Consider the following 18949-nt stretch of genomic DNA (forward strand, 5'->3'; position numbering starts at 1 on the left):
ATACTTTTGGAAACACCACCTAAAAAAGATGCTTTAAGCATCTTTTTTATTCTTTAAAATTTGAACTTAGCGTTTTACAACAATGGAATCAATTCCGCTGTGTTGTAAAGTCTGTTGTGCAATGAGTGCAGATTCTTGTGAATCATAAGGGCCAGAAATTACTCTGTACCAAGTTTCTCCACGCTCCGTTGTTTTCATAACATCGGCAGAGAGACCATTTAAAATAATTTCAGCACGGCGGGCATCAGCCGCATCAGGATCATTATAGCTACGAACTTGTAAGATATAGCTTGTTCTAGGCGCGATATTTTGTTCAGTATTGATCCCTGCAGTTGCCTCTGAAGCAGGGGTACTATTTGCTGGTGCTTCAATAATTACAATTGGGCTTTTATCTTTTGTTTCAGGAACAGCTTGTTCAGGAATAGGGGTAACTTGTTGCTGCGGAAGCAAATCATAGAAACGATAATCTTTATTTGTTTCTTCTTTATCTTGATTTGGGCCAATTTGATCTTTAGCTTGAACGGGTTCCCAAGGTTTCCATAAAAGAAGTGCTACAGCAAAAGAAAGTACAATTAAAATGACCACAAGTGTTCCTAGCCAAGCAGGAATAAGTGGCTTTTTGGGTTTATTCGGTCTTTCTGATACGCCGCGTTGAGTTTTTCCAAACACGATGGAGCCCCATTTATTATTAATTGTTACATGATCAAATTAGATGTTACTTAAGTATATTAAGAAGGTGGAACATCTACATTTGTAAGTTTACTGTTTGATATTACAGGAAATTAATTCCCTGTATATCGTAATTTAAAATAAATGATGATGTCACTTATGGACACCATCATTTTGCAAATTAAATAATTTGCAGCTATTTATTTCGCTTACATACTCTCAGGTGCACTTACACCAAGAAGCTCTAAGCCATTTTTAAGCACTTGTTGAACATTCACAGACAACAATAAACGTGCTTGCGTTAATTCTGCATCATCACCAAGTACTTTATTTTCGTTGTACCAAGCATGGAATAGCGCAGCAAGTTCTTTCAAATAGTTACCCACTTGATGTGGTTCATAGCTATTTGCAGCGCGAGTTAGAATTTCAGGATATGCAGCAAGTTTTGCCAATACTTCAGCTTCAGCATCAAGCTCTAGCTTTTCAGCAAATTGACGTGCATTTTCTACAGAGAAATTAATACCCGTAGATACTGCTTTTTCTAGCATACGGCAAATACGAGCATGCGCATATTGAATATAGTAAACGGCATTGTCTTTGCTTTGTGATACAGCAAGGTCTAGGTCAAAATCAATGTGCTGTTCAGACTTACGCATTACGTAGTAGAAACGAGCCGCGTCGATACCTACTTCTTTACGAAGATCGCGTAAAGTTACAAATTGACCTGAACGAGATGACATTTGAACCATCTCACCACCACGCCATAAGCTTACAAACTGAACCAGAAGAACAGTCAATTTTTTAGAGTCATAGCCCATTGCATCAATTGCTGCTTTTACGCGAGCAATATAACCATGGTGATCTGAACCCCAAATATCAATAATATCTGTATAACCACGTTGAAGTTTGTTCAAGTGATATGCGATGTCAGATGCAAAGTAAGTGGTTTGACCATTACGACGTTTCACAACACGGTCTTTTTCATCACCAAAATCGGTCGATTTAAACCAAATGTTGCCATCTTTTTCGTATAAGAAGCCACGTTGATCTAGGGTTTGAAGTGCTTCTTCAATTTTGTCTGTCAATGATTCTTCGCTGAACCATTGATTGAATGTTACGCCAAATTCGCCTAAGTCATCTTTAATATCATCAAGAATGGCTTTTAATGCAGCTTGAAGGAATACGCGATAACCTGTGCCAATAAGCGTTTGAGAGTTAAAGATTAAGCCATCAATATGTTTTTCTTTATCGCCTGAAAGCACAACTTTGTTGCCATCTGCATCAAGTTCAGCAGCAAATTGAACATCTTCAGGAACATCTTTATAAACATCGGCAACAGGGTGTACATAAGCATCGCCATCTTTGTCGATAATGCTTTGAGCAATTTCTTTTACGTAGTCGCCTTGGTATGCATTTTTAGGGAATACCAATTCTTGACCTGTTAGCTCTAAATAACGAAGGTATGTAGATGTTGCAAGGATGTCCATTTGACGACCAGCATCATTTACATAGTATTCGCGATCTACTTTAGCACCTGTTGCTTCAAGTAAATTTGCAACGGTCATACCGTAAGCAGCGCCACGACCATGACCTACGTGAAGGCTAGAAGTCGGGTTTGCAGATACAAATTCAACTTGAATGCGTTTTTCAGCATTGGCTTGAGTACGACCAAACTGATCTTTTTGTGCTTGAATTTGATCTAAAACAATAAAACGTTGATCTGCATTTAAGAAGAAGTTGATAAAACCAGGACCCGCAATTTCTGCTTTGCTGATATCTGCAACTTCAGGAAGATTCGCAAGAATTTTTTCGGCTAAATCACGGGGTTTCATGCCTGCAGCTTTAGAACCAATCATTGCAATATTAGATGCAAAATCACCATGACTTCGATCTTTAGTACGAGTCAAAATGCTAGTATTATTCCAGTCAGATGGGAGTACACCTTCAGCTTGAAGGGATTGCACTGCATGATCGAGCGCTGCTTGTATTGCCGTATTCATAATCAGTCGAAAAAGATGTCGCGGAAAAACGACAAATATAGCAAATTTCGAGGTCTTTAGGTAAACGCAATTGTACTGAATGAATATTGTTCGATAAATATTTTGTCTATTTATTGAATTTTGATGAATTAAAAAGAATTAATCGCTACTTTATGGCATATTCAAAAGCCCTTAAAAATGGCGTATAGGAATAGAAAATGTCGAGAAATCGTCCAATGATATTTGGTGATATCCCGAAACTTCCAGTGAAATGGGCAACTGTGGTTATTCCATTTTTTTTATCGTGTTTAATGAGCGGTATTATTTCCTTTATTAATATGCTTCGAAATTTAGGTTGGCATGACGGTTTTATGGCATTTTGGTTTGAAAACTGGATGGTGTCTTGGGCAATTGCATTTCCTGTTGTATTGGTTTTATTGCCGTGGGTAAGAAGATTGGCAAGTGTATTTGTTGATATGCGACAAATTATGCCGCCAAAATAGAAAAGATAGAAATATCTATTCCAATTTAAGTAATAGGTATTTCTTAAAAAAATGACAAAATCTCAAAAAATGCTGAAAATAAGAATATTGATAGATTAGATAAATTTCATAAAAAGTTAAATTTTTATAAAAAACGAATTATTTTTGGTATTTTTCTATTAAAAATATTGGATTTTAATGGGAAAAAGTATAGAAACCCTATTTTTATTCATTGGCTAAATCATCTTAAAATCATTATCATTTAACTAAATGACATTTCTTGGTGAAATGACGTTAAGCTATAGCAAGTAAATATAGATGGAATAAATTCTCCCATATTATTTCATCTGCTGACCGCCACAATGAGATCGGAAATGACATCAGATAAGACCAAGTCTAAGAAACCTTTATATATTCCTTATGCAGGTAACACCCTTTTAGAATTACCCCTTTTGAATAAGGGTTCGGCATTTAGCGACGAAGAGCGTACAACTTTTAATTTAAATGGGTTAATCCCGCGTGTTGTTGAAACCATTGAAGAGCAAAGTCAGCGCTCGTATCAACAATATAGCGCATTCGATGAAGCCATTAATAAACATATCTATTTACGCAATATTCAAGATACTAACGAAACGTTGTTTTATCATTTGGTTGAAAACCGTTTAAGCGAAATGCTTCCTATCATTTATACGCCAACTGTGGGTGAGGCATGTCAGCGTTTCTCTGATATTTATCGTCGTCATCGTGGTGTATTTATTTCATATTCAGATCGTTATCAAGTTGATGAAATTTTGCATAATGTGAATAAGAAAAATGTGAAAGTTATCGTAATTACGGATGGTGAACGTATTCTTGGTCTAGGCGACCAAGGTATTGGTGGTATGGGGATTCCAATTGGTAAATTATCGCTATACACAGCATGTGGTGGTATTAGTCCAGCATACACGTTGCCAATTACCATTGATGTGGGAACAAATAACGAAGAACTGTTAAATGATCCTCTTTATATGGGTTTAAAACATCCGCGTATTCGTGGTGAAGAATACTATAGTTTTGTTGATGAAATTATGGCTGCTATTCAGCGTCGTTGGCCAAAAGTTTTAATTCAATTTGAAGACTTTGCACAAGTGAATGCAATGCCTTTATTGACTAAATACCGCGATAAAGTTTGTTGTTTTAATGATGATATTCAAGGTACAGCGGCAGTATCTGTTGGTAGTTTAATTGCTGCTTCACGCGCTGCGGGTAAACAGTTGAAAGACCAAATGGTGACTTTCTTAGGTGCAGGTTCTGCGGGTTGCGGTATTGCAGAACAAATTGTTTCGCAAATGGTTGCGGAAGGCTTAACAGATGCACAAGCACGTAAACGTGTGTTGATGGTTGATCGTTTTGGTTTAGTTACGCATGAACAACCAGATTTACTCAATTTTCAAAGTAAATTGGCACAAAATCATGAAGATGTTGCTGCATGGGCATCTGAAGGTGAAATCATCACATTATTAGATGTTGTGAAAAATGCAAAACCATCGGTACTCATTGGTGTTTCTGGTCAGCCGGGTTTATTCACGGAAGAAGTGATTAGAACGCTTGCTCAACATTGTGAGCGTCCAATTATTTTGCCTTTATCTAACCCGACTTCGCGTGTAGAAGCTATTCCATCAGACATTATTAAATGGACAGAAGGTCGTGCACTTATTGCAACGGGCAGTCCATTTGAACCTGTGGAGTATGAAGGTAAAACATTCAATATTTCGCAATGTAATAATTCATATATTTTCCCCGGTATTGGTTTGGGGGTGTTAGCAGTGGGTGCGACGCGTGTAACTGAAAGCATGTTAATGGCTTCAAGTAATGCTTTAGCAGATTGCTCTCCAAAGTTACAAAATATTGATGCAGATTTATTACCTGATTTGAATGAGATTCAAAAGGTTTCAAAAATCATTGCATTTAAAGTAGCAAAGGCAGCAATGGAAGCAGGTGTTGCACCTGTTATAACTGATGATTTGTTAAATGAAGCAATAGAAGCGAATTTCTGGAAGCCAGAATATCGTGATTATAACCGTGTTACTTATTAAGTAATATTTGTTAAAAAGGGAGTAAAAGCTCCCTTTTTTTATTTTTGATATTACAAATATTAATTTTCTAAAATGGTTTCTAATAGCTCTTCACTTGGTGCAAAGAAGTAAGCGCCATCTTTTGGTGTAACAAAGTGCAGAAGTCGATCGTGAATACCATCGCCGCTTGTACCAAACATGCGCAAAAGCATTGAATCAATAATAGCTAAATCGTTGGTGTAAGCAATAAAGAATAAGCCCTGATCGCCTTTACCATCACCATAAGGAAGTGAGTGGCGCAAAATTGCCAATTCTTCGCCGTCATCATCTTCTACAACAGTGCGAGAAACATGTGAATTTTCTGGTTGAATCTCGTCATCAAGTTCAATACTTTCTAATTTTGTACGACCAATCACATGTTCTTGTGCATCAACTTTTAACTTTTTCCATTTTTCTAAATTATGTGCGTAACGCTGCGCAAAAATGAAAGAACCATCAGCGAACTCATCTGTTTCTTCAGGTAGTAGAGCTGTTTCAGCACGATCATCAGGAAATTGAGGATTTTCGGTACCATCAATAAAGCCTGTTAAGTCTCGACCATCAAATTGGCGGAAGCAAACACGTTCATTTAAAACGTCAACTTTATCTTGAATACCATCAAAGAATGCTTGGCTCAGTGTGAAACACAAGTCTGCTCGTTGTGATGCAATGTGAATAATGACATCGGCAGGGACAACAGGCATTTCAAATGAGCCTTGAATGGGTGTTAGTTGTTTAAAGCCTTCAGGTCTTTTTTGATAAAGTTGATCCCAAAGTTCTGGACCAAATGCGATAGCAGTTTTAATTTCTGCATGTGGATGTTGTGTGATTAAGCGATCACGTGTTGATAATAGATCTTCAAATTTTTCTTTGAGTTCTTCAAGACTTAAATTTTTTAAACGTAAAACAATAAATCGAGCATGATCTGATGGTAATGGCAAAATTACAGATTGGGCGGTCATTCATGGCTCCTGAATATTTTATCTTTCTTACAAACTTTGTTTATTGTGCCTGATGGGGAAAGCTCTGAATAGTATAAAACAAATAATTCATCATTGAATTTTAAAGCAATGAAAAGTGGAATGGTTTTATAATGCTTCGATCTTTTTTTATACGGTTTAATGATGTCCTATCAAATGTGGATTGCTTTCATGCTTGCATGTTGGGTGATTAGTATTTCTCCGGGTGCAGGTGCAATTGCATCTATGTCGAGTGGATTAAATTATGGCTTCCGTCATGGATATTGGAGTGTTTTAGGGCTGCAACTGGCACTTTTGTTACAAATTACAATTGTTGCTGCAGGAGTAGGGGTTTTATTTACGACAAATCCTTGGGCATTTTGGGTAGTGAAGTGGTTTGGTGTTACTTATTTATTGTATCTCGCTTACTTGCAGTGGAATGCACCGATACAATCTATAGATATTAAAAATGATCTACCAAATAAATCTCGAACTCAACTTGTTCTATATGGCTTTCTCGTGAATATGAGTAATCCGAAGGCAGTGGTATTTTTATTGGCGGTATTACCTCAGTTTCTAGATTTATCCAAACCACAGTGGCATCAATATACAATCATGGCAATTACTATGATTAGTATCGATTTGGTGGTAATGGCGGGTTATACAGGTTTGGCAGCAAAAGTTTTAAGAATGTTGAAATCTGCAAAACAACAAAAAATAATGAATCGAACATTTGCTGTTTTGTTTGCTTGTGCGGCAAGTCTGCTCAGTTTTGTACAGCAAGCATGAACAAACCATGATTTTATCGACACCTTAAAAAAGATCAAAAAAAGGTCAAAAAAAGTTTGACACCAAAAAATAATGTGATATAGCTCTCATTATAAGAACAAAACAACAAAAAACTCCACAAGTTTTGTATTTTAAGACTCCTTCGCTCCCCCAAGCTAAGGAGTCTCTTTTTTTTCTGTCATTTTGCAATGAATAAAAAAGCCACATTTAATGTGGCTTTTTAAGTTGTATTCAGTTTTAAACTAATTTCTTCACTTTTTGCACAATAAAGATCAGAGCAAATAGAATAGACATGGTTAAAACAATGCTTAATCCTGTAGATATATCTAAGCCTGCACTTGACCATAAGCCAATGCTAACCCCAATTTGTGCAATGATAAATGCCCAAATCACCATTTGCTTTGGTGAATGTGCAACTAAGCGAGCTGTTAAGGCAGGAATCACCAATAAGGCACCCATTAGTAATGAGCCAACAGCGCGTAAAGCTAAAACGGTAAATAGAGCAAGTAAAAGCATAAATATTAAACGCTGCCAATTTGCATTTACGCCTTCGCTCATTGCAATGTCGGGGTCAATTGCAATCTGAATTTGTGCTGTCCAATACTTATAAAGAATAACCAAAGCAATAGCGATTACAACAGTAAACATAGGTAAGTCTGCCCATGAAATTTGTAATAAATCACCAAATAAATAGCTAAGTAATTCGGGGCGTAAAGCAGGTAGGTATTGTATTAATAAGAGACCAGAACATAGTAATGTTGCTGAGCAAAGCGCCAATAGGGCATCGTTAGGTAGGCGAGGGTCATGTAGTACCCATAGAACACCAACCAATAATAATGCCAAAAATGTCACGCCTACCCACAGAGGTAAACTTAAAATACCTGCAACGGCAACGCCTAATAATGTACCGTGAGCCATCGTGTCTGCAAAGAAAGACATCCGACGCCATAACATTAAACAACCTAGAGGTGCGGTTAAGAAAACTAAAAGCGTTCCCATCGTCCATGCAGGCAATAGTAGTTGTAACCATTCCATCATGACTTAAACTTCCGGTTCTGGGTGAATGTGTGGGCGAGAATCATGTTGGCAAGGTGTTGCAGTATCACCATGACCGCAGTGATTGTGATGATGTTGATAGAAAACGCGGTTGGTGCCAAAAATTTCTTGGTAGGCTGGCTCTTGCTGAATATTTTCAGGTAATCCACTACAGCAAATATGTTTGTTTAGGCAAATAACGCGTTGAGTTCCTTGCATCACCCACTGTAAATCATGTGAAACAATAAGAATTGAACAATTATACTTTTCAGGAAGGCTACGAACATAGTCGTAAAGTTCTGCTTCAGATTGAATATCGAGACCTTGCATTGGCTCATCAAGGACTAAAACATTCGGTTGTCTTAATAAGGCACGTGCGAGTAAAACACGTTGGCGTTCACCACCTGAAAGTTGCTGTACTTTTGAATTTTCGAGTTTTGCAATACCTGTATCTTGAATAATCTGTGCTTTCACTTCCGCAGGGCAGGCTTCAAGATTAAGCAAATCTTTGACTCTTAAAGGCAAGCTGTAAGATGGATTAAACTTTTGTGGAACATACGCAAATTTAAGCTCGTTTGAACTATGAATAGTTCCAGATTTTGGCTTAATAATACCAAGCAGAACTTTAATGAGTGTGGATTTTCCGGCACCATTTGGACCAATGAGCGTGACAATTTCACGATCATATAAAGTGAAATCTACATTTTTTAAAATTTCTCTACCATCTATATGAACAAAGATGCCTTTTAGTTCAATGACAGGTTGTTCAGTTATTGCTTGTTGCGACACTGCTGACAAACTCCAGAAATTTCAATAATGCTATGAAAAGCGGTAAAGTTATCTGAAGCAGATAAGGTTGCAAGTTGTTCTAATAAGCCTTGTGCTGATGCCTCTGTTACAGATTTACACTCAGTGCAAATTAAGAATGCAGCCTGATGTCCTTCTCTTGGGTGACAACAAGGAATATAAGCATTAATAGAGGTAAGGCGATGAATAAAGCCTTTCTCTAATAAAAAATCAAGCGTCCGATAAACGGTTGGTGGTGCGGCAGGGCGTTCGGAGCCACCTTTTAGTTTTGCCAAAAGGTCATACGCACCCACAGGGCCAGAAGCAGAAAGAATAAGTTCTAAAACTTCTTTTCGTAATGGTGTGAGTCGAGCTCCTGTTGTTGCACAAAGACTTTCAGCGTCTGCTAGACGTTGATCAATATTGTGATGATCATGTACGCCGTGTAAAGCATCGTGATGTTCATGAGAACATAAGCCCATAGCAACCTCATAGATTTAGAGCAAAAAATATACATTGAATTTTAACATGAAGTGAATAGAGTTTCGATTCAGGATATGTATTTTTATCAATTTGTTATACTATAACATTATTGAGGCGTTTAAGTGATTTTTCCATGTCCCGTTTTTTTGCATTTTGTGTTTTTACATTACTCAGCAGTTTGAGTTGGTCTCAGGCAGTTGTTGTGTCTACACATCCAATTTATTTAATTGCTCAAAAAATTACACAGGGTGTGGAAGAGCCAATATTATTATTGAAAGATCAGTCTGGTCATGATGTCACTTTAACGCCAGCACATCGTAAGACAATTCAAGATGCATCATTGGTAATTTGGTTAGGACCTCAGCATGAGGCTCCGCTCAATAAATTATTGGCAAATAACCCATCTGCTATTTCAATTTTAGAGTCAGGGATTATTCAAGCCTTACCACAACGTGGTGTTCGTGGTGAATCATTAAAATCAACAGTCGATACTCATGTTTGGTTAGATCCAAATAATGCGGTTCGAATTGGTTTCTTTATTGCCGCATTACGTTCACAACAAAAACCAGAACATCGTGCTGAATATTGGGCAAATGCTCAAAAATTTGCAAAAGACATGTTGGTTGCTGCAAATAAATTAAATGTAACGTCATATACAAAGCCTTATTGGTCATTCCATGATGCTTATCAATATTTAGAACGTTCGTTAAATTTAAAATTTGCAGGTGCATTAACTTCAGACCCTCATATGGCACCTACTGTTACGCAAATTAAATACTTAAATGATAGTCGTCCTTTGACTAAAATGTGTTTACTTGCAGAAGGTCATGCCAGTCGCAATCAATATCAAAAACTGGGTGAAATTGAGTTTCAGAAGGTGGATGAAAGTATGAGCGGGGAAGGGGACTTTGTGGTTGGATGGAGTAATTTGGCTCAAGAAGTACAAAAATGTGTATTAAATGCACGAAAGTAATGTGTTTATTAAACAAAAATAAATACCAATACAATGTTACATAGTTGCAAAAAAACTCGACTTAGGTCGGGAAATGATTGCATGTTTAGGGGGCTAACTCTATAATGCCTCCGATAAAAATCGATCACCTGTTAAACTTGTCAAGCATTAATGCTGTAAGTGGATAAGTATATGAGCCGAACTAGTCGCTTGATTGATCGACGATTAGCGAAAGCTTTAGTCCTCATGCAAGCATGTATGATTCCTGTTTCAGCCTTGATTGCGTTGGTCTTGAAAGACTCAACTGCAGCTTATAGTGCGGCTTTAGGTGCACTTGTTTGTTGGCTAGCCAGTAGTTATTTTTCTTGGCAGTCGTTTCGAACGGCAGGCGCACGAGCAACGAAGCAAGTTCTTTTGAACATGTATAGGGGCATGATGGGCAAGTTTGCTATAGTGATCGTTGGATTCATTTTAATTTTGAGCAATGTTAAGCCGTTGTCAGCGGCAGCATTGTTTTGTGGTTTTATTCTCGTTCAAGCCATGTCGTGGGTTGCACCTTTTTGTGTATCACGCTTTCAGAAACGAGTCTAAGCACATCAAAAAATTGAAAAGTTTTTTTGGAGTTGAACGAGATATCAAGCAGCACGCGATATTCGTTCTCTCTATATTAGTATTTGACATTGACCAGGTGTGATTTATGGCTGCTGAAGAACATGCCCTTACTTCGACCGAGTATATCAAGCATCACTTGACTAACATGACCTATGGCAAAATGCCAGACGGTTCTTGGAAGTTAGCTGAAACTGCTGATGAAGCTCAACAGATGGGGTTCACTGCTATTCACTTGGATTCTATGGGTTGGTCTATCACGCTCGGTGTGATTTTCTGTTTGTTATTCTGGTGTGTAGCGAAAGCTGCAAACTCTGGTATTCCTACCAAGTTCCAGTCTGCAATTGAAATGATCATTGAATTTGTGGACTCAAGTGTTCGCGACACTTTCCATGGCAAATCACGTTTAATTGCGCCATTAGCATTAACCATTTTCGTGTGGATTTTCCTCATGAACGCAATGGATTTACTGCCAGTTGACTTTATCCCGTATACAGCTCAATTGATTGGTGCACACGTATTTGGTATGGACCCTCATCACGTTTACTTCAAGATCGTTCCATCTACGGACCCTAACATTACCCTTGGTATGTCATTGTCTGTATTTGTTTTAATCTTGTTCTATAGTATTCGTGAAAAGGGTATTAGTGGTTTTGTTGGCGAATTGGCACTTAACCCATTTAACCCAAGTAACCCAGTTGCAAAAGCGTTATTAATTCCAGTGAACTTAATTCTTGAATTAGTAACATTCCTTGCACGTCCAGTTTCGTTGGCTCTTCGACTGTTCGGTAACATGTATGCAGGTGAATTAATCTTCATCTTAATCGCGTTATTACCGTTTTGGATCCAATGGGCTCTGTCTGTGCCTTGGGCGATCTTCCACATTCTTGTTATTACGTTACAAGCATTCATTTTCATGATGCTAACTATCGTATACTTGAGTATGGCTAGCGAAAAACATTAATGGTATCGCCTAACTATCACAAGATGGTTGGGCCTATAATTTTTTTTAATTTAACTTGGTATAAAACCTAACCTCTGAGGAATTATCATGGAACTCACTTTAGGTCTAGTTGCAATTGCATCTGCTATCTTGATCGCTTTTGGTGCTTTAGGTACAGCGATTGGTTTTGGTCTTTTGGGCGGTCGCTTCCTTGAAGCTGTAGCTCGTCAACCAGAATTAGCTCCGCAACTACAAACTCGTATGTTCTTAATCGCAGGTCTTCTAGATGCTGTGCCTATGATCGGTGTTGGTATTGGCTTGTTCTTCATCTTCGCTAATCCATTTGTAGGTTAATCAGCTTAATTCCTAAATTAAACTATTGAGGAATAGCAATGAATATCAACCTCACATTGATTGGCCAAGCGATTGCTTTTGCGATGTTTGTCGCATTCTGCATGAAGTTTGTATGGCCACCACTAATCAATGCGATTAGTGAGCGTCAGCGTAAAATCGCTGATGGCTTAAATGCTGCTGAAAAAGCGAAAGCTGATCTTGCCGATGCGCAAGCTCAAGTGAAAGCTGAATTAGACGCAGCGAAAGCACAAGCGGCTCAATTGATCGAACAAGCGAACCGTCGCGGTGCGCAATTGGTAGAAGAAGCGCGTACTCAAGCGTCAGCTGAAGGTGAGCGTATTCGTCAACAGGCTAAAGAAGCTGTTGATACTGAAATCAATTCTGCTCGCGAAGAATTACGTCAACAAGTCGCTGCTCTTGCAGTTGTTGGTGCTGAGAAAATTCTTAGCCAACAAGTTGACGCAGAAGCTCACAATGCCATGCTGACTCAGCTGGCTGCTAAACTTTAAGAGAGGCAGATTATGGCTGAACTCTTGACGTTGGCACGCCCATACGCTAAAGCAGCATTTGCGTACGCTTCTGAGCAAAGTGCAACTGACTCTTGGTCAAAAGCACTTGAATTGCTCAGTGCTGCGGTGCAAGACGAAGCATTTTCAGCTTTCTTAAATCGCCCTGAGCTTACTCCTGCTGAGCAGGTGAGTGTGATTGCTAAAGTTTTAGGTGAAGAACAAAACGCTGCAGTGTCAAATTTTTTGACATTGCTTGCCGAAAACGGCCGTTTATCACTTCTACCTGAAATTGCAGCAGAATACGAACAGCTCAAATCACAGAATAACAATACTGTGGATGTTGTGATTGAATCAGCATTCCCATTAACTTCTGTACAAGAACAATTACTTGCACATGCATTAGAGAAAAAATTCGAAGCAGCAGTGAGCGTTTCTGTAGAAGTTAAACCAGAGTTAATTGCTGGTGTAGTTATTCGTGCAGGCGACCAAGTGATAGATGATTCTGCGCTTAACAAGCTTGAAAAAATGCGGACTCGTCTTCTTGCTTAATTGCTTGAAGACTGAACTTTAAAAAGATTGAGGTATAGCGCAATGCAACAACTGAATCCATCCGAGATCAGTGCGCTCATTAAACAGCGTATCGGCGATCTGGACACCAGCGCAACCGCTAAGAACGAAGGGACCATTGTTATGGTTTCCGACGGTATTGTGCGTATTCACGGTCTTGCTGATGCAATGTACGGTGAGATGATCGAATTCGACGGCGGCCTTTTTGGTATGGCACTGAACCTAGAACAGGATTCAGTGGGCGTCGTTGTTTTAGGTAACTACTTAAGCCTTCAAGAAGGTCAAAAAGCTCGTTGCACAGGTCGTGTATTAGAAGTTCCGGTTGGTCCAGAACTTTTAGGCCGTGTAGTAGATGCTTTGGGTAACCCAATTGATGCTAAAGGCCCAATTGATGCTAAATTAACTGGTGCTGTTGAAAAAGTAGCACCAGGCGTAATTTGGCGTCAATCAGTGGATGAGCCTGTACAAACTGGTTATAAATCAGTAGATACAATGATCCCTGTAGGCCGTGGTCAACGTGAGTTGATCATTGGTGACCGTCAAACTGGTAAAACAGCAATGGCGATCGATGCGATCATCGCTCAGAAAAACTCTGGCATTAAATGTGTATACGTAGCAATTGGTCAAAAACAATCGACTATCGCTAACGTTGTACGCAAGCTAGAAGAAACTGGCGCTATGGCGTATACAACTGTTGTAGCAGCAGGTGCATCAGATCCAGCAGCAATGCTTTATCTTGCTCCGTACTCTGGCTGTACAATGGGTGAATACTTCCGTGACCGTGGTGAAGACGCGCTTATCATTTATGATGACTTGTCTAAGCAAGCTGTTGCGTATCGTCAAATTTCATTGCTTTTACGCCGTCCACCAGGTCGTGAAGCGTATCCGGGTGACGTGTTCTATCTACATTCACGTCTACTTGAACGTGCTTCTCGTGTATCTGCTGACTACGTTGAGAAATTCACTAACGGTGAAGTTAAAGGCCAAACTGGTTCATTAACTGCATTGCCGATTATTGAAACTCAAGCGGGTGACGTATCTGCATTCGTACCAACGAACGTAATTTCGATTACTGATGGTCAGATCTTCCTAGAAACATCATTGTTCAACTCAGGTATTCGTCCTGCTGTGAACGCGGGTATCTCTGTATCTCGTGTTGGTGGTTCTGCGCAAACTAAGATCATCAAAAAATTGTCTGGTGGTATCCGTACCGCTTTGGCTCAATATCGTGAATTAGCAGCGTTTGCTCAGTTTGCTTCTGACCTTGATGAAGCAACTCGTAAGCAATTAGAACACGGTCAACGCGTAACTGAATTAATGAAGCAAAAACAATATGCTCCATATTCAATCGCTGACCAAGCTGTTTCAATTTATGCATCTAACGAAGGTTATATGACTGACGTTGAAGTTAAGAAAATTGTAGACTTTGATGCTGCACTTGTTTCTTACTTCCGTTCAGAAAATGCTGCGTTAATGCAAAAAATTGACGAGTCTGGTGCTTGGGATAAAGAAATCGAAGCAGCATTCAAAGCAGGTATTGAAAGCTTTAAAGCGACTCAAACTTACTAAGTTTCAACTGGTTTGAAATTTAGTGTTGGTTTGGTTCACGGAATCAACCTTCGGAGGCTCGCAAGGGCCTTCGAATACTAGGTTAAGCGTATGGCAAATTTAAAAGAAATTCGCGCCAAAGTAGCTAGTATCAAAAGCACGCAAAAGATTACTCGCGCGATGCAGATGGTAGCAGCTTCTAAGATGCGTCGTGCGCAAGAGCGCATGGCTCAAGGCCGTCCGTATGCCGAAAATATGCACCGTGTAATTGCTCATTTGGTACAAGCGAATCCTGAATACAAACACCGTTATATGGTTGAACGTCCTGTAAAGCGCGTTGGCTATATCGTTGTTTCTTCAGATCGTGGTTTGGCAGGTGGCTTGAACATTAACTTGTTCAAGAAAGTTGTTAAGCATGTACAGCAACAACAAGAGCAGTCAATTGAAGTTCAATTTGCTTTAATTGGTCAAAAAGCGGTTTCGTTTTTTAAAAACTACGGCGGTAAAGTTCTTGGTGCGACTACGAATGTAGGCGATGCACCAAGTCTTGAACAGTTAACTGGTTCTGTGCAGGTGATGTTAGATGCTTATGATAAAGGCGAGTTAGATCGTATTTATCTAGTATCAAACGGCTTTGTAAATGCCATGACTCAAAATCAAAAAATCGAACAACTTGTTCCTTTAGCTGCTGCTGAAGGTGACGAGTCTCTTAACCGTCAATACGGTTGGGATTATATCTATGAGCCAGAAGCTGAAGAGCTTTTAAATGGCTTATTGGTTCGTTACATTGAGTCTGTAGTTTACCAAGGTGTGATTGAAAACATCGCATGTGAGCAGTCTGCTCGTATGGTTGCAATGAAAGCTGCAACTGACAACGCAGGCGACATCATTAAGAGCCTACAACTTATTTATAACAAGCTGCGTCAAGCCGCGATTACTCAGGAAATTTCTGAGATCGTTGGTGGTGCCGCTGCCGTTTAACATTATTTTGAATTGAGGAGACAGCAATGAATAGCGGTCGTATCATTCAGATCATCGGCGCGGTAATCGACGTCGAGTTTGAACGCAACAGCGTTCCTAAGATCTATGACGCTCTCCAAGTAGATGGTACTGAAACTACTTTAGAAGTTCAGCAACAACTTGGTGATGGCGTAGTTCGTACTATTGCAATGGGTTCTACTGAAGGCCTTAAGCGTGGTTTGAACGTAGTTAACACTGGTGCTCCAATCTCTGTACCTGTAGGTACAGCATGTTTGGGTCGTATCATGGACGTTCTTGGTCGCCCAATCGACGAAGCTGGTCCTGTTGCGACAGAAGCACGTTTACCGATTCACCGCGCAGCACCTTCTTATGCTGAACAAGCGGCTTCTACTGACCTTTTAGAAACTGGTATTAAAGTAATTGATTTACTTTGCCCGTTTGCTAAAGGTGGTAAAGTTGGTCTGTTCGGTGGTGCCGGCGTTGGTAAAACTGTAAACATGATGGAATTGATCAACAACATCGCTAAAGCTCACTCAGGTTTATCTGTGTTTGCTGGTGTTGGTGAGCGTACTCGTGAAGGTAATGACTTCTATCACGAAATGAAAGATTCTAACGTTCTAGACAAAGTAGCAATGGTCTACGGTCAGATGAATGAGCCACCAGGAAACCGTTTACGCGTAGCGTTAACTGGTTTGACTATGGCTGAATACTTCCGTGATGAGAAAGACGAAAACGGTAAAGGCCGTGACGTATTGTTGTTTGTTGACAACATTTACCGTTACACATTGGCTGGTACCGAAGTGTCTGCACTTCTAGGTCGTATGCCATCTGCAGTAGGTTACCAACCAACTCTTGCAGAAGAGATGGGTGTTCTTCAAGAACGTATTACATCTACTAAGTCTGGTTCTATTACGTCAATTCAAGCGGTATACGTACCTGCCGATGACTTAACAGATCCATCGCCTGCTACTACATTCGCTCACTTAGACGCGACTGTTGTATTGAGCCGTGACATCGCATCTTCTGGTATTTACCCAGCGATCGATCCACTTGACTCAACTTCACGCCAACTTGATCCATTAGTAGTTGGTACTGAGCATTACGAAATTGCTCGTTCAGTTCAAAACGTTTTACAACGTTACAAAGAATTGAAAGACATTATCGCAATTCTTGGTATGGATGAGCTTGCAGAAGAAGATAAATTGGTTGTTTACCGTGCGCGTAAAATCCAACGTTTCTTCTCTCAACCGTTCCACGTAGCTGAAGTATTTACTGGCGCGCCTGGTAAATTAGTATCTCTTAAAGAAACGATTCGTGGCTTTAAAGGTCTTCTAGCTGGTGAATACGACCACATCCCAGAACAAGCGTTCTATATGGTTGGTGGTATTGACGAAGTTATTGCTAAAGCCGAGAAACTTTAATTAGCTACTCTAATTTAGGAGATTCTCATGGCGACTATGCAATGTGATGTTGTAAGTGTAAAAGAGTCTTTGTACTCTGGCACTGTAACTATGCTAATTGCTAAAGGTGCTGGCGGTGAGTTAGGTATTATGCCTGGACATGCTCCGTTAGTAACTTTGCTTCAACCGGGCGCGATTCGCGTTCTGTTGGAAAACGGTACAGAAGAGTTAATCTATGTATCGGGTGGTGTTCTTGAAGTTCAACCGCACGTTGTTACGATTCTTGCAGATTCTGCAATTCGTGCCGACAACTTAGATGAAGCTGCAATTCTTGAAGCACGTAAAAATGCTGAAAACTTGTTAGCAAATCAAAAGAGCGATTTGGACGCTGCTGCTGCTTTGGCTGCTCTTGCAGAAACTGCTGCTCAGTTGGAAACGATCCGCAAAATCAAAAACCGCGCTTAATAAGAGACGGTTTGAGATTGAAAAAACCACCCGAAAGGGTGGTTTTTTTATATACTTAATTTTTTAAAATAAAAAAGGGACACCTGTTAAGATGTCCCTTATATTCATTGCGTCATATAACCTATTAAACCAGCTTAAAAAAGGGGGAATAATAGTTAAGCTATAAGCGCTTACATATAATATACTATATTATATATTTATTATTTTCAACCTTAAACGACGTAAGAAAATGTTAATAAGAAATCCAAAACATTTTTTTGACTTGATGTCTCAGCCTAGAATTTCTTCTTATCGTAGATATTTTGGGACTAATTTATCTGATACTGAAATATTAGGTGTATATTTTTGGAATGAAAATCTGTGTCATTCTTTTTTTAAAGTTTTAAACTTAATAGAAATTACTGTAAGAAATAAACTTCATAAATCATTAAGTAATTACTATTACAATTTCCCGAAACAGAGGGTTGATAAAAGGAGTCAAAATCCATTAGTTACAAATTTTGTTCGAACTATTGGTTCGGCAGAATCATGTAATTGGTATGAGTCAGGCTTATTGGAACATAAAAGTTTAAGTAAAGTTTTAGATAAGACGCATCATCCAAAATTTAAAACTCCATTGAGGAAAATACCATCACCAGATGATGTCATAGCAAGTTTAACTCTGGGGTTCTGGTGTTCACTTTTTGATAAAAATCCTAGTTTTATTTGGGATGACATATTACTTTCTGTATTTCCTAATCATCGTTATTCAAAGTCTTTTATTTTTGTAATGCGTCCACCTAGACAGCCTCTAAGTAATCCTTGGAGTATTAATAAGAATATAAAAACTTTATATAATAGATTTTTACTTATTAATGATGTGAGAAATAGAATTGCTCACCATGAACCTTTATGGAAAGTATCTGAAATATATGATGAAGTCTACAAAGATTCTCAAAATAAGAAAGGTAATGTTATATTGTCAAAGAGTACAAATGTAAATGAAACATTAACTTCTTTAAACCTAATATTAGATCGTTTAGAAGAAACATTAAGTTGGATGGATACATTACTTGCAGAGGATTACTGTCAATCTAGTGAATTGAAAAATTTAAGATGGATGCTGAGTTTAGATGGGTTTAATTCGTATAGATTGAATTTTATTACGATTGGAAATGGTTTTACTAAATCTAAATTTAAGAAACAATTAAATAGCTTATTAGCAAAGCAAAAAGTTGTATATTTTAATGATAATAAAAATGTATATACATTGTATCGAATTACTTAATTAACAAGGAACTCCCCATTCCCCACAATTTTTACCTTAAACACTTCATCAAAGCCTTGGCGAATTCAAACATGAGGTG

Annotated in this window: 20 protein-coding genes; 14 read left to right on the top strand and 6 right to left on the bottom strand. The window is 38.8% G+C overall.

Annotated features, from left to right (window positions below):
• Positions 1 to 66 precede the first annotated feature (66 nt).
• Together A6M14_RS12140 and argS are read right to left on the bottom strand one after the other, a co-directional pair.
• Positions 67 to 669, bottom strand: a complete 603-nt coding sequence (locus A6M14_RS12140; protein ID WP_163122010.1) for an SPOR domain-containing protein — start codon at positions 667 to 669, stop codon at positions 67 to 69.
• A 209-nt stretch (positions 670 to 878) separates the two neighbouring features.
• Positions 879 to 2669: an arginine--tRNA ligase gene (argS, locus tag A6M14_RS12145; protein ID WP_152875365.1), complete on the bottom strand. Its 1791-nt coding sequence runs from the start codon at positions 2667 to 2669 to the stop codon at positions 879 to 881.
• Between the two features lie 197 nt (positions 2670 to 2866).
• Here argS and A6M14_RS12150 point away from each other — a divergent pair, with 197 nt between their 5' ends.
• Both A6M14_RS12150 and A6M14_RS12155 read left to right on the top strand, forming a co-directional pair.
• Positions 2867 to 3151: a DUF2798 domain-containing protein gene (locus tag A6M14_RS12150; protein WP_152875367.1), complete on the top strand. Its 285-nt coding sequence runs from the start codon at positions 2867 to 2869 to the stop codon at positions 3149 to 3151.
• Positions 3152 to 3504: 353 nt separating this feature from the next.
• The gene (locus A6M14_RS12155) at positions 3505 to 5205 is read left to right on the top strand and encodes an NAD-dependent malic enzyme (RefSeq protein ID WP_152875370.1); all 1701 of its coding nucleotides are present in this window, start codon (positions 3505 to 3507) and stop codon (positions 5203 to 5205) included.
• Between the two features lie 59 nt (positions 5206 to 5264).
• On the opposite strand, the gene A6M14_RS12160 is transcribed toward A6M14_RS12155, so the two are convergent.
• Complete coding sequence (locus tag A6M14_RS12160; protein ID WP_152875372.1) at positions 5265 to 6185, bottom strand: Dyp-type peroxidase; 921 nt, start codon at positions 6183 to 6185, stop codon at positions 5265 to 5267.
• Positions 6186 to 6347: 162 nt separating this feature from the next.
• Between A6M14_RS12160 and A6M14_RS12165 the strand changes: the two genes are divergently transcribed.
• Positions 6348 to 6971 carry a LysE family transporter gene (locus A6M14_RS12165; protein ID WP_152875373.1) on the top strand — a complete coding sequence of 208 codons (624 nt, stop codon included), beginning with the start codon at positions 6348 to 6350 and terminating at the stop codon, positions 6969 to 6971.
• A 237-nt stretch (positions 6972 to 7208) separates the two neighbouring features.
• Here A6M14_RS12165 and znuB read toward each other — a convergent pair whose 3' ends face one another.
• From znuB to A6M14_RS12180, 3 genes are read right to left on the bottom strand one after another with little or no spacing between them, the layout of a single operon-like run.
• Positions 7209 to 8009, bottom strand: coding sequence for a zinc ABC transporter permease subunit ZnuB (gene znuB / locus A6M14_RS12170; protein WP_152875374.1), 801 nt, complete (start codon positions 8007 to 8009; stop codon positions 7209 to 7211).
• 3 nt (positions 8010 to 8012) lie between these two features.
• A complete protein-coding gene (znuC, locus tag A6M14_RS12175; protein ID WP_378226843.1) occupies positions 8013 to 8795 on the bottom strand; it encodes a zinc ABC transporter ATP-binding protein ZnuC in 783 nt (260 codons plus the stop codon).
• Positions 8777 to 9274, bottom strand: a complete 498-nt coding sequence (locus tag A6M14_RS12180; RefSeq protein ID WP_152875377.1) for a transcriptional repressor — start codon at positions 9272 to 9274, stop codon at positions 8777 to 8779. The genes znuC and A6M14_RS12180 overlap by 19 nt, the downstream gene beginning before the upstream one ends.
• A 134-nt stretch (positions 9275 to 9408) precedes the next feature.
• Between A6M14_RS12180 and A6M14_RS12185 the strand changes: the two genes are divergently transcribed.
• The 11 genes from A6M14_RS12185 (at position 9409) to A6M14_RS12235 (ending at position 18870) form a co-directional block, all read left to right on the top strand.
• Entirely contained in the window at positions 9409 to 10248 is an 840-nt protein-coding gene (locus A6M14_RS12185) for a metal ABC transporter solute-binding protein, Zn/Mn family (RefSeq protein WP_152875378.1), read from the top strand.
• A 171-nt stretch (positions 10249 to 10419) separates the two neighbouring features.
• A complete protein-coding gene (locus A6M14_RS12190; protein WP_152875380.1) occupies positions 10420 to 10818 on the top strand; it encodes an ATP synthase subunit I in 399 nt (132 codons plus the stop codon).
• Positions 10819 to 10924: 106 nt separating this feature from the next.
• Entirely contained in the window at positions 10925 to 11800 is an 876-nt protein-coding gene (gene atpB / locus A6M14_RS12195; protein ID WP_152875382.1) for a F0F1 ATP synthase subunit A, read from the top strand.
• Positions 11801 to 11887: 87 nt separating this feature from the next.
• Positions 11888 to 12133 (top strand): F0F1 ATP synthase subunit C, encoded by a 246-nt coding sequence (atpE, locus tag A6M14_RS12200; protein ID WP_000424060.1) that lies wholly within the window; start codon positions 11888 to 11890, stop codon positions 12131 to 12133.
• A 38-nt stretch (positions 12134 to 12171) separates the two neighbouring features.
• Positions 12172 to 12642: a F0F1 ATP synthase subunit B gene (locus A6M14_RS12205; protein WP_152875384.1), complete on the top strand. Its 471-nt coding sequence runs from the start codon at positions 12172 to 12174 to the stop codon at positions 12640 to 12642.
• Positions 12643 to 12654: 12 nt separating this feature from the next.
• Positions 12655 to 13191 carry a F0F1 ATP synthase subunit delta gene (locus tag A6M14_RS12210; RefSeq protein ID WP_152875385.1) on the top strand — a complete coding sequence of 179 codons (537 nt, stop codon included), beginning with the start codon at positions 12655 to 12657 and terminating at the stop codon, positions 13189 to 13191.
• A 42-nt stretch (positions 13192 to 13233) separates the two neighbouring features.
• Positions 13234 to 14778: a F0F1 ATP synthase subunit alpha gene (gene atpA, locus A6M14_RS12215; RefSeq protein WP_152875387.1), complete on the top strand. Its 1545-nt coding sequence runs from the start codon at positions 13234 to 13236 to the stop codon at positions 14776 to 14778.
• Positions 14779 to 14868: 90 nt separating this feature from the next.
• Positions 14869 to 15738 (top strand): F0F1 ATP synthase subunit gamma, encoded by an 870-nt coding sequence (atpG, locus tag A6M14_RS12220; RefSeq protein ID WP_152875388.1) that lies wholly within the window; start codon positions 14869 to 14871, stop codon positions 15736 to 15738.
• 26 nt (positions 15739 to 15764) lie between these two features.
• Positions 15765 to 17159 (top strand): F0F1 ATP synthase subunit beta, encoded by a 1395-nt coding sequence (atpD, locus tag A6M14_RS12225; protein WP_152875390.1) that lies wholly within the window; start codon positions 15765 to 15767, stop codon positions 17157 to 17159.
• A gap of 27 nt (positions 17160 to 17186) precedes the next feature.
• Positions 17187 to 17603 carry a F0F1 ATP synthase subunit epsilon gene (locus A6M14_RS12230; RefSeq protein WP_152875392.1) on the top strand — a complete coding sequence of 139 codons (417 nt, stop codon included), beginning with the start codon at positions 17187 to 17189 and terminating at the stop codon, positions 17601 to 17603.
• 229 nt (positions 17604 to 17832) lie between these two features.
• A complete protein-coding gene (locus tag A6M14_RS12235) occupies positions 17833 to 18870 on the top strand; it encodes an Abi family protein (RefSeq protein ID WP_152875394.1) in 1038 nt (345 codons plus the stop codon).
• The last annotated feature ends 79 nt before the right edge of the window (positions 18871 to 18949 follow it).

It is taken from the genome of Acinetobacter portensis (genome assembly GCF_009372215.1).
In the GTDB taxonomy this organism is placed as follows: domain Bacteria; phylum Pseudomonadota; class Gammaproteobacteria; order Pseudomonadales; family Moraxellaceae; genus Acinetobacter; species Acinetobacter portensis.

Coding starts and splice junctions, on each gene's coding strand:
- argS (WP_152875365.1), bottom strand. CDS start 2,669: ATGAATACGGCAATACAAGCAGCGCTCGATCATGCAGTGCAATCCCTT.
- A6M14_RS12150 (WP_152875367.1), top strand. CDS start 2,867: ATGTCGAGAAATCGTCCAATGATATTTGGTGATATCCCGAAACTTCCA.
- A6M14_RS12155 (WP_152875370.1), top strand. CDS start 3,505: ATGACATCAGATAAGACCAAGTCTAAGAAACCTTTATATATTCCTTAT.
- A6M14_RS12160 (WP_152875372.1), bottom strand. CDS start 6,185: ATGACCGCCCAATCTGTAATTTTGCCATTACCATCAGATCATGCTCGA.
- A6M14_RS12165 (WP_152875373.1), top strand. CDS start 6,348: ATGTCCTATCAAATGTGGATTGCTTTCATGCTTGCATGTTGGGTGATT.
- znuB (WP_152875374.1), bottom strand. CDS start 8,009: ATGATGGAATGGTTACAACTACTATTGCCTGCATGGACGATGGGAACG.
- A6M14_RS12180 (WP_152875377.1), bottom strand. CDS start 9,274: ATGGGCTTATGTTCTCATGAACATCACGATGCTTTACACGGCGTACAT.
- A6M14_RS12185 (WP_152875378.1), top strand. CDS start 9,409: ATGTCCCGTTTTTTTGCATTTTGTGTTTTTACATTACTCAGCAGTTTG.
- A6M14_RS12190 (WP_152875380.1), top strand. CDS start 10,420: ATGAGCCGAACTAGTCGCTTGATTGATCGACGATTAGCGAAAGCTTTA.
- atpB (WP_152875382.1), top strand. CDS start 10,925: ATGGCTGCTGAAGAACATGCCCTTACTTCGACCGAGTATATCAAGCAT.
- atpE (WP_000424060.1), top strand. CDS start 11,888: ATGGAACTCACTTTAGGTCTAGTTGCAATTGCATCTGCTATCTTGATC.
- A6M14_RS12205 (WP_152875384.1), top strand. CDS start 12,172: ATGAATATCAACCTCACATTGATTGGCCAAGCGATTGCTTTTGCGATG.
- A6M14_RS12210 (WP_152875385.1), top strand. CDS start 12,655: ATGGCTGAACTCTTGACGTTGGCACGCCCATACGCTAAAGCAGCATTT.
- atpA (WP_152875387.1), top strand. CDS start 13,234: ATGCAACAACTGAATCCATCCGAGATCAGTGCGCTCATTAAACAGCGT.
- atpG (WP_152875388.1), top strand. CDS start 14,869: ATGGCAAATTTAAAAGAAATTCGCGCCAAAGTAGCTAGTATCAAAAGC.
- atpD (WP_152875390.1), top strand. CDS start 15,765: ATGAATAGCGGTCGTATCATTCAGATCATCGGCGCGGTAATCGACGTC.
- A6M14_RS12230 (WP_152875392.1), top strand. CDS start 17,187: ATGGCGACTATGCAATGTGATGTTGTAAGTGTAAAAGAGTCTTTGTAC.
- A6M14_RS12235 (WP_152875394.1), top strand. CDS start 17,833: ATGTTAATAAGAAATCCAAAACATTTTTTTGACTTGATGTCTCAGCCT.